The sequence below is a fragment of the Mordavella massiliensis genome (assembly GCF_016902415.1).
Lineage (GTDB): Bacteria > Bacillota > Clostridia > Lachnospirales > Lachnospiraceae > Merdimonas > Merdimonas faecigallinarum.
This window is the reverse complement of the sequence record NZ_JACJLV010000056.1, coordinates 1-11,788: the sequence shown is the minus strand read 5'-3', so window position 1 is coordinate 11,788 and position 11,788 is coordinate 1. Positions and strand designations below refer to the sequence as shown.

Here is an 11,788-nt window from a genome sequence, read left to right as displayed (position 1 = left end):
GTGTTTAGTTTAGGTTAAATATATTAATTATATATTCGAGGCATTGACTCTGCAGATGAAGCGGAGTACATTGTACATATTATAGCGAGGAGTGATACTTATGAAGAAACGGTTCGTTGTTTTTGCCGGTATTTGTTACCTTGTCCTGTTGTTTTGCAGTTGCGCTCCCAAGCAGAATACTGCGGATAATTCGAATACTGGTCAGGATATTTCGGAATTAGATTCCGCGGATTCCGAAGATCCGGAGGAAAACACTCTGGCTCCAGAATCGGAGGAAACACCAAACGGCAGTACAGAGGATGGAAGCAATTACGGAGTGGAAGAGCATACCGCTGAGGCTTATGTATTTAATGTTGAAGGGAACACCATGTATGTGGATCTTGAAAATCCGGGTCCGCGTAATTATCCTGGAGAAGGTGAAGATCGTAAGGTTGCATTTGATATATCCGGTGCAGAAGTAGTACAGACGGGAATCAGTGATGTAAATCCGGAAAGGGATAATCCGGTCAGAACCGCAGTGATTGTTTCTATAGATTATCATATGGTAAACGGCGAATATATTGCTGACAAAATTACAACAGACGGACAGGAACATTTCTTTATTGTGTATATGTCAAAAGGAAATGTAACTGCTGTGTCCGAGAAGAAGATCGCTGTGAATGTTACAGAGGGAGATCATGTGGGGGAGACACTGGAATTTGATTTGACAGAATGGGATTCCGGAGGAAAAGTTCTGTCGATTGGTGAAGCTGTGGACATCTCATATTATACAAAGAAAGGTGTACATTATGTGATGAGCATAGCAGTTCCCTGAAGCATAATATTGAATGAAAGGTATTGTGGGGAAATAGATAGTCCTGTATAGGGGCAGATGTGATTTCATACAAATTTACATTTTCTCCTGAAATTTATCCATAAAAAGAGAATGGAACACTTCTTATAAACAAAAGCAGGGGTTTTTGCGACTTAAAATAAGAGGGATAAACAGGAAGAGACAGTCCAACAGAGAATTCGGTTCCTAAAAAAGTCCGAATTCTCTGTTGGACTGTCTCTTCCTGTTTGTCAGGGGGTAAAATCGGTATTAACCGACAGCACCTTAATGAATTTCAGTTTACGGAAATTTAATTCTTTTCACATATTCCAGACATATTATAGACAGGTTCCTCACAGGTTCCGGGCGTATAATGGTCAGCCATGAAGAAGCTGTATATGTAAAACTACTTCTCCTTTTCGGGGTGAAGACCATTGTAAAGGCCTTTTAGAACACTGAAAGCAATCTGCAGATCCTCTGGAGAATAATAAGAAAGTTCTTCGGCAATCACATTGATCAGATGTCTGTCGTGCTCCGGGTAAAAGAATTCTGTTGCCGGGAGATCCAGATATCGGATGAGTTGGTACATGGTATCATAGCGCGGATTACCTCGGCATTTTTCTACGTCCGTTATGGTCCGCAGGGATACACCAGCCTTTTGTGAAAGTTCTGTCTGTGTCATATTTCGTTTTAAGCGTTCTGTTTTAACGGCAATTCCAAATTTTTCTTTTCGATCCATTATTTCACCTCGTCCATTACTCATATTTTACATGAAATTCTTCATATATGATTAGCAATATAACGCGAAATACACGCAATATAATGCGTATTTTAATAAGAAAGGAATGATCGTCATGCGGTATTTCTTTCATCGGAACAGGGAAACAGGTGATTTCATAAAAAAATTCTATTCAAACGATATAAGAAGTATCGTTGGAAATACGCAATATATGAAGAAAAACAAAACGTAAATGAAGAATTAACCGGATTAGCTCTCGGCTGGTCCGGTATTTTTTTGTCGAAGGCTGTCGAAAGGATAAGGGGGCCGCCCTCCGGGATTCAGCAAGCCGTCAACGTTACTGAATTTCGGAGGATAAAATGAAAAATAAAGATACATATAAGAATAAAACCCAGAATATGTTCACGGCATATGTCGTACGGTCTGTAAAAGGAGCCAGAATGAAATACATGGACAAGAATAATTATAGGGAAAGCATGGAGAATCATCTGGAAGACGATGCGGAGTATGAGCCGATGATACATTTTGATGATTATTATGAGGTTGTCAGGAGAGAAAGGCTCCTGGAAAATGAAAAACAGGGAAGATACCCTGACTGGGAAGAATTGTCGGATGATCAGCTCATTAGGGCAATCCGATTACTTCAGAAAGAAGAAAGGGATCTTATCTTTCAGCACGTATTTCAGCAGAAATCATTTGATAAAATAAGCTGTGAGAGTGGAAAGCCGCGGAATAAGCTGGAGAACCGATACTATTATGCACTGAAAAAGATTCGTCAGTGGATGGGAGGTGCAGAGTAATGAGTTTTGAAGTGATTCTGCAGCAAGCAAAGGAAGGAAATACACAGGCAATCCTCGAAATAGTTGAGATGTATAAGCCGCTTATAATTCGGAATGCGATTGTGGAAGGATTTTTCGATGAAGATCTCTACCAGGAGTTGATCCGAGTTGTATTGTCTTGTATAAAGCGATTTGAATTACTGGCATAAGCATATCTGTAGTGCGTGGATTGATTCCGGGGTGTTGTTAGTAACACCCTGGTGTTCTGTTCTTTGCGCATCAGGCAGAAGGTTAGCGTACTTTGTTGAACAATTTTTGTTTCAATAAACTTTTAGAAAATGAGGAAACGCCGGACGCAGAGCCAGCAGGCCACCGCAGTCCGGCGCTTTCTCATGTGGTTTTCTAGCACTTTGAAAACTTTTTCGATGGAGTTAGGATAATCTTTTCGCCTGTTCGCTGACATGACGGGAAACCTTAAAATGTCGGTTTTTTCTGGCCCAAATGCGTAGTGCTGACTATTCCATCGGTAGCAAAATCTTAACAGTTAATCCATGAGGGATAGTTTCTGCAAATCGGACTACTCCCTGATGTGTTTTCACTATCTGTCGCACAATTTTAAGACCCAATCCGTGCTCTGCTTCTTCTGTTTGTTTTTGTGTACTGGAAATATCTTCGTCACTATTTAATGCATTTAGCTGCGATTCACTTACACCATGCCCATTATCCGTAACAGTAAATGTACAGATTGTAGCATTACTTCCAATGGAAATCTGTATTCGACATCCATTTGGATTATGAACAACACAATTTCGTATTAGATTATTTAACATTCGGCTAAGCAATATTTGATCTCCAACAATTGAGATGTTTTTACCGGGACTATCTTCCGAAAATTCCAATTCGTATAGTTCAGATAATTCATCGTTTAATACTTCACTGACTACTTGACGGGCTAACTCAACTGGATCAAAGCGTTGCTTTTGAATAGGCTGCATAGAGTATTCCAGTTTTGTTGTCAAATTCAAATCAGCTACTAAATTTTTTAATTTTTCACTGTGCCTGCGGATAATTCCTGCCTGCTTTCTGGTGGTTTCTGGTAAAGATACTGTGTCCTCAATTTCGCTTGCGTACCCCAAAATCATAGAAAGAGGTGTCCGTATATCATGGGAAATTCCCCTGATCCACTCAGCACGAGTGTTGTCCTTTTTCATTAGATAATCACCGGCTTTATTCAAACCGGCATTGATTTCAGCTAATTCACCGGTTTCTTCTAAGTGAACAGGTTTTCCAGCAGAAAGGTGGCGAATACCATCTAAAATTGGCCCCATTGCTTTTTCCACTCGGTGAGCATTGCGAATAAACAGATATACCATCAACAAAATATTGATAAAAAATACTGCAACTAATCCAAATAAAAGAGGCCAGACATATTGCGCCCTAAAAGATAAATAATAGTTCACGACATTTCCTGGAGATAAGCCGATAACAAGAAGCCCATCCTGACGCTTCCAGATATTAACTGGATAATCATCGAGATACCACCGACTGAACATTGCAATATCCGTGGCATTATAGTGGCGTGGTAATTCTTCCGGCAGATTTTCTTCCCAAACGACGGTTCCATCTTCATCTAATATCATGGCCCATGCGTCTGCCTTATTGAGCATTTCTGTTGCCTGTGCATCTCCCGTAAATTGTCCGTTTGCTACAATAACATGATTAGAAAAATCCTCAATGGGAAAATTGGATGTTGCCACATTGCCGAAATAAGCTATCACAAAGTAGGAGGCTACTAAAGCAACATTAACAGTCAGAAAAAGGACTACGATTCCAACTGTGGAAAATATATACCGGCGAAAAAAGCGTTCCGATGCGTTCATGTTTGCGCCCCCTTTATGTTCAGACGATACCCTATTCCTTTAATCGTCACGAGAGCAACGGGCTTTGAGGGATTTTCTTCAATTTTTTCCCTCAAATGCCGGATATGGGTTGCCAACGTACTTTCATATCCTTGCCAGAAGTCACCACAAATAGCCTGACATAAGGAACCGGTGGTAACGATTCGACCTGCGTTTTCGTATAACTTTTCAAAAAGCTGGAACTCTTTGGCTGTCAATGAGATGCTTTCTCCATTACGCTGCACCATTGCTTTTTCCAGATCAACGTTTGCGACGTCAAAAAACACCTTGCGCTCTTTTTCTGGGTAGACCCGTTTTAATATGGCCTGTACCCTGAACAGCAATTCTTTTGGCAAAAACGGCTTCAGAAGATAATCGTCTGCACCATTTTCAAAGCCCGCGAACTTGTCCTCTGCTTCGCCGCGAGCTGTCAGCATTAGGACAGGGACTTTACTTGTCTTTCGGAGTTCCCTTAATGTCGCAAATCCGTCCATCCTCGGCATCATAACATCAAGGATTACCATATCTGGCTGTTTTTCTTTACACATTTTCAATGCAGCTTCACCAGAGGCCGCCGTCAATACCTGTGTAAATCCTGCCCTTTCAAAAATGGACTTCACCATTTCTAATAACTCAGCTTCATCGTCCACTACAAGAATCATTCTATCGTTCATAAGGCCCCCCTTTTTATTCTGTTCTTATTATACCGCAAGATGATTAGATTGCCTATTCTGCCCATGAAATCTCAAAGTAAATTCAAAGTTGGCTCAAAGTTATCTCAAAGTTGGTGTGTTATGCTGATTACGAAAATAAAAAGGAGGCGTAAGCTATTATGAGTGATTACATTATTGAAACGCATGATCTGACGAAAAGATACGGCAATCAGGCCAGCGTTTCTCATCTGAATATTCATGTGAAAAAGGGCCGTATCTATGGACTGCTGGGGCGCAACGGTGCCGGTAAGACCACGACCATGCGGATGCTGCTAGGACTGACAGCCCCCACTTCTGGCGAGGTAACAATATTCGGAAAAACTTTTCAGGGTAACGAAAAGAAAATCCTGCCTCGCATTGGTTGCCTGATTGAGTCACCGGGCTTTTACCCCAATTTAACAGGAACGGAAAACCTGAAAATTTTTGCCGAACTACGGGGCTTAAAAAATCCCAATTACATCAAAGGTGCTTTGGAACTTGTCAACTTGCCTTATCGGGATAAGAAGTTGCTTTCTCAATATTCTCTCGGCATGAAACAGCGGTTGGCGATTGCTCTGGCCGTTATGCATGATCCTGAGCTGTTGATATTGGATGAACCGATCAACGGACTTGACCCCATCGGTATTGCAGAAGTACGCGATTTTATCCGTGAATTGTGCGACGCCAGAGGAAAAACCATTTTAATTTCCAGCCACATTCTTTCTGAAATCTCGCTACTAGCGGATGACGTGGGAATTATCGACCACGGGAATTTGCTTGAAGAAGAAAGCCTGAAAGAATTGGAGGCTAAAAACGCCAAATATATCCATTTCTGTGTGTCGGACGCACAAAAGGCAGCACAGATTATTGCTGCAACATTTCGCAGCAAGGATATTCAGCTTGCGGATGCCAATAATCTATATCTCTACGACACGGCCCTGCCGGTGACAAAGATAAACCGTTCTTTTATGGAGGCTGGCATTGATGTTCAGGAAGCCCATCTCTGCGAGGATACTTTGGAGGATTACTTCAAGAGAATTACAGGGGGTGAGGGGATTGCTTAAATTGATCCAATGCGAAATGCGGAAGTTAAAGCGAAAACACTTTGTATCATTTGTGGTTTTCGCCGCGCTTTTGTTCCCAATCCCGTTTACAACTCTTGTGTTGGCCGGAAGTGTGGGAAACTTTACCGGTTTTGAAGCGGTTTTTGGCTTGCTGGCAACTATGGGTATGCCGATTATGCTTCCTGCCGTTTTAGGGATCATTGCAGCTATGTTGTTTTTCATGGAGCGTGATAATGACACTTTGAAAAACTTACGCACGATCCCCGTTTCCCCAATTAAAATTGCCACGGCAAAAATTGCTGTACTTTACATTTTAGGCCTGATTTTTGCTGTTGCTACAATGCTTTCGTCGATGGTTGGTGGGCTGATTGCCGGAAGTGAGCTGACGAACATTGGAGAGAACTTTGGTATTGCAATTATCACCACATTGCTTTATACAACAAGTATTCTGCCGGTTGTCATTGCGATTGTTGGGTTTAATCGCTCTTATATTTTTTCGGTCATCTTAACTTTTTTCTATACGATGTTTGACTTTATGCTTGCGTACGGAGGGATGTTTGCTACCACAGACCCTATGATGCGGCTTCTGACAAGTATCATGCCAGCACCAATTATTTATCGCTGGCAGGCTACCCAGTTTGTTGATCCCGGGACACCTGCCTATTCGGTGATGGAACCCTATTTTCTTCCTCTGTGGCTTGTTGTGCTAACTGTCGTTATTATAGGGGGACTGTCTTATCTGGCGATTGTTAGAATTTATAGTAAGCGTGAAAGTTGAGGTGTGAATAAAATGGTAAGTATCATAAAAACAGAGTTTTACAAAATGAAGCGGTATTCCGTAATCTGGATTGGAGTGGCGACAATGCTTACCGTCGTGCTACTTTCCCGATTTATGGCAACGGCCTCTGATGGAGCAAGCCACACACTGATAAACTTTTCTTCCAGTGTGATTTGGAACAATTTGGTGCTGATATATCCTGCAACGATTACATTGATTGCCGGTTATATCATTGACCGTGAGCGAACGGATGATACCTTAAAGAACATCCTTACAATTCCTGTTTCTTTCCGTAAAATGCTGATTGGAAAACTGATTGCTGTTGGATGCATGGCGATAGCACTGTCTGTTATTGAGTTTGTATTTACAATTATGGTTTTCTTTGCCAGCAGCTTCCCTGGATTTTCCGTAGGTGTTGCAGTAAATGTGTTGCTTCAAATGATTGGGATCAATTTGATTTCCTATATTGCGGTTATGCCCATTATTACCTTTACTGCACAGAGAAGCGGTAGCTTTATGCCTGGGGTTGGTTTTGCTTTCTTTTACGGTTTTGTTGGAATGATGGCATCCGGCCACGGGTTGCGCGACCTTTATCCAATTACAGCGGGCCTTACTCTAATTGGTTATCAGGATGGAAGTGGTGATCCCACAGGAAATATTTTCTTGAGTATCGTATCTATCTTCTTTATGCTGGTTGTAACATCTATCCTTGTGTCAATGGCAAGAAATCGTGAGGCAAAGACTATCAAGAAAAAGAAAAATAATTCCGGTAAAATGATTCACAAAAGAAATCACGGTGCAAGGTAGCCTATTACGAAAAGAATTATTATTGTGTGTGGCATTATTGCATCTATTTTTCTACTTTCCAAAATCGGAAGTAAAAAAGAAAACTTATAGGAGGAATGTTCAAATGAAATCCAAAAAAGCCGTTATAGGCATTGTTGCAGCAATATTTGTGGTTCTCTGTATGGGTTTAGCATTTCTGGCGACCAAGAATGAGGATTACTATACGCAAATTGATAATAGATGGGTACAGGAGATTGCACCACATGGGGCAATGAATTATAAATACACGCTGGCGGCTTACGACGAGAATGGAAACGAGAAGGACATAGTGTTTGAAACGAGCCGAGTTTTGACTGATCAAGCGTTTCTTTGCCTGAAAGTCAACTTTATCCGAGGTGTTGTAACATGGGCGGAAGTAGAATATGAGGAATTACCCGCAGAGGTTCAGCAGTATTACAACGAATAGTACAGCAGCCCATAGGAGGTGAGCAGATGCGAAAATTGATATTTTTGCTTCTTTGTTCTGTATGTTTTGTGTCGATGGCGGGATGTTCTGATACATACAGGGATTTGGCTGATAACACAGACACAGTTGTTGAGGACTTAGTAGATGCAAAAGACAATTTCATTGAAAGTCTTGCAGAAACAACGGATAATATTTTTAACTCGCTTGCAGATTTCTTTAACAAAACGGATTAGCAGCGAAACTTCTTCCAAAATGAAGCACAGTTAATATCCAAATGACAGAGATGCTTACTGTGAGTGGAAGCAGCACATACATTGGTGTCTGGGGAGATAATTATACCGGCAGCGTTTCCATCGACATTGAATAAGCCTGCTGGAATTGAAAGTGAGGTGAGTGCGGTATGAAAAAGCTGAAAAAACTGATAAATCGGTTCTTTCTCTTGGTAGTGGTTGTGATTGTCATTGCTGGCTGTGTATTAGCCGGAAGCGGCTACAAAATGTATCGTGACGCACTCAATCACCAGAGCCTTGAAAGTAAGGTTGCCGAAATTCAGTCTAATCCCAGCTATACTACATTGTCAGAAATGCCAGAGTTATATTTGGATGCTGTGGTTGCGGTGGAGGATCATCGCTTTGAACAACATTTTGGGATTGACTTGATCGCAATAGGACGGGCTGCATGGAATAACCTGACTTCATGGAGTTTACAAGAAGGTGGCAGCACAATTACCCAGCAGCTTGCCAAAAATATGTATTTCACGCAGGAAAAGAGCTTCATCCGAAAGATTGCAGAGATGTTCATGGCGTTCCGGTTGGAAAGCAGCTATACAAAAGATGAAATTTTAGAGCTGTATGTTAATTCCATATATTTCGGTGATGGCTATTATTGCGTTCGGGATGCCAGTCAAGGGTATTTTGGGAAAGACCCTATTGACATGACAGGCTATGAAAGTACGCTGCTGGCGGGTATCCCTAATGCTCCATCTGTTTACTCATTGACAGCAAATCTTGACTTGGCAGAACAACGCCAACGATATGTTATTCAGCAGATGGTGCGATACGGATACATAAGCGAGGATGAGGGGAAAGAATTATCGCAATAAGGGGATGATAAAAGCATTCCTATAGAGAATGAAATTTGAACTTTGAAAAAATAAAATCTCCCCGTATGATGTATATGAGTTTCGCGACTTAATACATCTGAATACAAAGGAGATTTTATAGCAATGAAAGTAAAGTACGAAGACCGCCTGAAACAAAAGTTACTCGCAATCACACCAGATACCCTCGTGGTTGGCGTGGATATTGCCAAAAACTATCAGTGGGCAAGATTCGTCGATTTTCGGGGTATAGAACACAGCCGTGCCCTCAAATTCAAAAACAGGAAAGGCGGTTTCGAGATTATATTAGCAAGAATCCAGGAAATCTGCAAGAAGGAAAATTTCGCGAAGGTTGTTGTCGGAATGGAGCCAACAGGACATTACTGGAAAGCGTTTGCCAACTGGCTGGAGAAACAGGACGGAATAACGGTTGTCCTCGTGAATCCCTATGCAACCAAACAGGCAAAAGAACTGGATGATAACAGCCAGACAAAGTCCGATAAAAAAGACGCCCTGACGATTGCAAAGCTGGTGAAAGATGGAAGATATTTTGAACTGTATCTGCCACACGACATCTATGCGGAGCTGAGGGGACTGTCCACAACGAGAACCGGGTTAAATAAGCGTAAGAACGCATTGAAAAACACGATCACGGCGATACTGGATGAATTTTTCCCGGAGTATGAGGAAGTGTTTAAGCATCCCCTTACAGGCAAAGCGTCCCGGCATATATTAAAGAGCTGTCCGTTCCCCAAATCCATTCTGGAACTGGGGGAGGAAGGCGTTACGGTAGAAATAAAAAAGGCAGTAAAGAAAACGGTTGGCAGGAAGAAAGCGGGACAGCTTGTAGAGGCTGCGAAAGGATCTGTAGGCGTGGATTACGGCGAGGAGGCAGCAAGGCTTAAGCTCCGCTTAATGTTGGAGGAACTGGAGCTTCTGGAGAAGCAGACAGAGGAACTGGAAAGCCAGATGGAATCCGCATTAGAGAAGACAGGCTACGCAGAGTTGCTGTTGAGTATCAAAGGGATTGGAGTTGTGACGTTGGCCGCGTGTCTGGGAGAATTAGGAGACCCGACAAGGTTTGAGAGTCCGCGGCAGATGAGCCGGATGGCAGGCTATAACCTGGTAGAGGACAGCTCCGGAAAGAATAAAAGCGGGACTAAGATATCCAAACGCGGGAGAAAAAACTTGCGGAGCGTGCTATATCAGATGTCGCTGACGATGGTTGCGACAAATGATGAGATGAAACAGTTGTATCACTACCTGAAAACAAGGGAAAAATCCCCACTACGAAAGATGCAGGCACTGATCGTAGTGAGTAAGAAGATACTGACGCTGATCCATACGCTCGCGAAGAAGAAAGAGAGCTATGATCCGGAGAAGGTATTCGGAACTGTCCGCAGGGAGCAGTTCAAAGCGGCTGCCTGACGATAAAGAGAGCCGGTAATGGCACGGGGACAAGGGGGATTCCTCCATCAGCCCAATGAGGCAGCAAGCAAGCACAAGACTGTCCCGTGCCTTTATCCATAAAGCAGAATGAAGGAATGTCAGGGCATAGATCCAGTGAGAACTGATAGGGTAAGCGAATGGATATACATCGGCAGAAACACAGATACCAATCATTCCATCCAGTTATGGATGATGATATAAAACATTAAAAATATATCGGGAGATATATTGACAAATTTCAAATATTGAGATAGGGAGGAATAACGGAATGAAAAAACTGCTCATTGTAGACGATAACTTAGATTATTTAGGTCTTTTGGTTTCTGTGTTTGAAAAACACTTTGAAGTTTATGAAGCATCAGGCGTAAAAGAAGCCTTGAGTGTGCTGGAAGATAAAGAAATTGACGCAATCTGTTCTGATTTTAACCTGAGGGATGGCACAGGTTTAGGCTTACTTAAAGAAATTCGTCAAAAGAATTTGACCGTTCCTTTCCTGCTTATGTCTGGTGATGACGGTAGGATGCTTGAAAAAAAGGCTAAGCAGTATGGCGGGGTATTTTGTTGTAAAACCCATTATGACTTCTTGGCGAAGGTGCGGGAATTAGTAAATATTGAAACATGATATTTCTATCATCTGCCAAGCGATAGTAAAAGAAAACTCTGTCAAGCATAGAGAAAAAATGAGAAAGTGTCTGCGGAAGTTCAGTAGTATTATGGTGAATAACAAGTTTAGGGAAAACGAATGAAAATCATTATCGAAAAGCTGAAAATTGCTACTAAAATTCTAATCATGTGTATTTTCTTCATTACTACATGTATCTTTTTCATATTTTTAAGTGTATGTGAAATATTGACAAGCACTGTTATAGAATGGACAGACGGAGACTCGAATCTTTAGATGGAGGAGGACTGAATTGAAAGACGAATTTGTAGATTCTTTTTTTACAGAAAGTAACTATATGTTTTCGAGCCGTGATCTCGTTGTCTTCTTATTGCGACATCAAGTGCTATATAAAAACCAGGAAATTCCACTGACGAATTATGAGTTTAATGTCTTAGCATATTTCTTACAATATCCGCGGTGGGTATTTACGAAAAATCAGATCCTCCAGATTGCCGGTTCGGAAGATCCGCAGGATGAAGATAATGCAGTTCGGTGTCTGATTGCAGGAATCCGTAAGAAACTTAGAAAGTATACAAATAAAGAATATATTCAGACAGTACGTG

The 11,788-nt window shown here is 41.7% G+C and carries 15 protein-coding genes; 12 read left to right on the top strand and 3 right to left on the bottom strand.

The window, feature by feature from the left end; translation table 11 throughout:
- Positions 1–100 precede the first annotated feature (100 nt).
- Positions 101–814 carry a hypothetical protein gene (locus H6A13_RS11640; RefSeq protein WP_204909731.1) on the top strand — a complete coding sequence of 238 codons (714 nt, stop codon included), beginning with the start codon at positions 101–103 and terminating at the stop codon, positions 812–814.
- Between the two features lie 403 nt (positions 815–1,217).
- Here the strand turns inward: H6A13_RS11640 and H6A13_RS11635 are convergent, their stop codons facing one another.
- Complete coding sequence (locus H6A13_RS11635; protein WP_162607867.1) at positions 1,218–1,550, bottom strand: helix-turn-helix transcriptional regulator; 333 nt, start codon at positions 1,548–1,550, stop codon at positions 1,218–1,220.
- Positions 1,551–1,909: 359 nt separating this feature from the next.
- On the opposite strand from H6A13_RS11635, the gene H6A13_RS11630 reads away from it, so the two are divergent.
- Both H6A13_RS11630 and H6A13_RS11625 read left to right on the top strand, forming a co-directional pair.
- A complete protein-coding gene (locus tag H6A13_RS11630) occupies positions 1,910–2,350 on the top strand; it encodes a sigma-70 RNA polymerase sigma factor region 4 domain-containing protein (protein WP_204909730.1) in 441 nt (146 codons plus the stop codon).
- Positions 2,350–2,538, top strand: a complete 189-nt coding sequence (locus tag H6A13_RS11625) for a helix-turn-helix domain-containing protein (protein ID WP_087150692.1) — start codon at positions 2,350–2,352, stop codon at positions 2,536–2,538. Before H6A13_RS11630 ends, H6A13_RS11625 begins: the two co-directional genes overlap by 1 nt.
- Positions 2,539–2,844: 306 nt before the next feature.
- On the opposite strand, the gene H6A13_RS11620 is transcribed toward H6A13_RS11625, so the two are convergent.
- Positions 2,845–4,209, bottom strand: a complete 1,365-nt coding sequence (locus tag H6A13_RS11620) for a sensor histidine kinase (RefSeq protein WP_204909729.1) — start codon at positions 4,207–4,209, stop codon at positions 2,845–2,847.
- Complete coding sequence (locus H6A13_RS11615; protein ID WP_204909728.1) at positions 4,206–4,901, bottom strand: response regulator transcription factor; 696 nt, start codon at positions 4,899–4,901, stop codon at positions 4,206–4,208. The genes H6A13_RS11620 and H6A13_RS11615 overlap by 4 nt, the downstream gene beginning before the upstream one ends.
- A gap of 158 nt (positions 4,902–5,059) precedes the next feature.
- On the opposite strand from H6A13_RS11615, the gene H6A13_RS11610 reads away from it, so the two are divergent.
- From H6A13_RS11610 to H6A13_RS11570, 9 genes are all read left to right on the top strand, one after another.
- On the top strand, positions 5,060–5,983 hold the full coding sequence (locus H6A13_RS11610; RefSeq protein ID WP_204909727.1) for an ABC transporter ATP-binding protein: 924 nt from the start codon (positions 5,060–5,062) through the stop codon (positions 5,981–5,983).
- Positions 5,976–6,761: an ABC transporter permease gene (locus tag H6A13_RS11605; protein WP_087150726.1), complete on the top strand. Its 786-nt coding sequence runs from the start codon at positions 5,976–5,978 to the stop codon at positions 6,759–6,761. Before H6A13_RS11610 ends, H6A13_RS11605 begins: the two co-directional genes overlap by 8 nt.
- A gap of 12 nt (positions 6,762–6,773) precedes the next feature.
- On the top strand, positions 6,774–7,568 hold the full coding sequence (locus tag H6A13_RS11600; RefSeq protein WP_087150727.1) for an ABC transporter permease: 795 nt from the start codon (positions 6,774–6,776) through the stop codon (positions 7,566–7,568).
- Between the two features lie 103 nt (positions 7,569–7,671).
- Positions 7,672–8,013: a YxeA family protein gene (locus H6A13_RS11595; RefSeq protein ID WP_204909726.1), complete on the top strand. Its 342-nt coding sequence runs from the start codon at positions 7,672–7,674 to the stop codon at positions 8,011–8,013.
- Positions 8,014–8,039: 26 nt separating this feature from the next.
- Entirely contained in the window at positions 8,040–8,246 is a 207-nt protein-coding gene (locus H6A13_RS11590; protein ID WP_087150729.1) for a hypothetical protein, read from the top strand.
- A 167-nt stretch (positions 8,247–8,413) separates the two neighbouring features.
- Entirely contained in the window at positions 8,414–9,115 is a 702-nt protein-coding gene (locus H6A13_RS11585) for a transglycosylase domain-containing protein (RefSeq protein ID WP_087150730.1), read from the top strand.
- Between the two features lie 123 nt (positions 9,116–9,238).
- Entirely contained in the window at positions 9,239–10,540 is a 1,302-nt protein-coding gene (locus H6A13_RS11580; protein ID WP_204909725.1) for an IS110 family RNA-guided transposase, read from the top strand.
- Positions 10,541–10,829: 289 nt separating this feature from the next.
- Positions 10,830–11,183 carry a response regulator gene (locus H6A13_RS11575; RefSeq protein ID WP_204909724.1) on the top strand — a complete coding sequence of 118 codons (354 nt, stop codon included), beginning with the start codon at positions 10,830–10,832 and terminating at the stop codon, positions 11,181–11,183.
- A gap of 292 nt (positions 11,184–11,475) precedes the next feature.
- Positions 11,476–11,788: winged helix-turn-helix domain-containing protein (locus tag H6A13_RS11570; protein WP_204909723.1), on the top strand; the 313-nt coding region annotated here is incomplete at its 3' end.

Coding starts and splice junctions, on each gene's coding strand:
- H6A13_RS11595 (WP_204909726.1), top strand. CDS start 7,672: ATGAAATCCAAAAAAGCCGTTATAGGCATTGTTGCAGCAATATTTGTG.
- H6A13_RS11615 (WP_204909728.1), bottom strand. CDS start 4,901: ATGAACGATAGAATGATTCTTGTAGTGGACGATGAAGCTGAGTTATTA.
- H6A13_RS11620 (WP_204909729.1), bottom strand. CDS start 4,209: ATGAACGCATCGGAACGCTTTTTTCGCCGGTATATATTTTCCACAGTT.
- H6A13_RS11635 (WP_162607867.1), bottom strand. CDS start 1,550: ATGGATCGAAAAGAAAAATTTGGAATTGCCGTTAAAACAGAACGCTTA.
- H6A13_RS11625 (WP_087150692.1), top strand. CDS start 2,350: ATGAGTTTTGAAGTGATTCTGCAGCAAGCAAAGGAAGGAAATACACAG.
- H6A13_RS11630 (WP_204909730.1), top strand. CDS start 1,910: ATGAAAAATAAAGATACATATAAGAATAAAACCCAGAATATGTTCACG.
- H6A13_RS11585 (WP_087150730.1), top strand. CDS start 8,414: ATGAAAAAGCTGAAAAAACTGATAAATCGGTTCTTTCTCTTGGTAGTG.
- H6A13_RS11580 (WP_204909725.1), top strand. CDS start 9,239: ATGAAAGTAAAGTACGAAGACCGCCTGAAACAAAAGTTACTCGCAATC.
- H6A13_RS11640 (WP_204909731.1), top strand. CDS start 101: ATGAAGAAACGGTTCGTTGTTTTTGCCGGTATTTGTTACCTTGTCCTG.
- H6A13_RS11600 (WP_087150727.1), top strand. CDS start 6,774: ATGGTAAGTATCATAAAAACAGAGTTTTACAAAATGAAGCGGTATTCC.
- H6A13_RS11575 (WP_204909724.1), top strand. CDS start 10,830: ATGAAAAAACTGCTCATTGTAGACGATAACTTAGATTATTTAGGTCTT.
- H6A13_RS11590 (WP_087150729.1), top strand. CDS start 8,040: ATGCGAAAATTGATATTTTTGCTTCTTTGTTCTGTATGTTTTGTGTCG.
- H6A13_RS11610 (WP_204909727.1), top strand. CDS start 5,060: ATGAGTGATTACATTATTGAAACGCATGATCTGACGAAAAGATACGGC.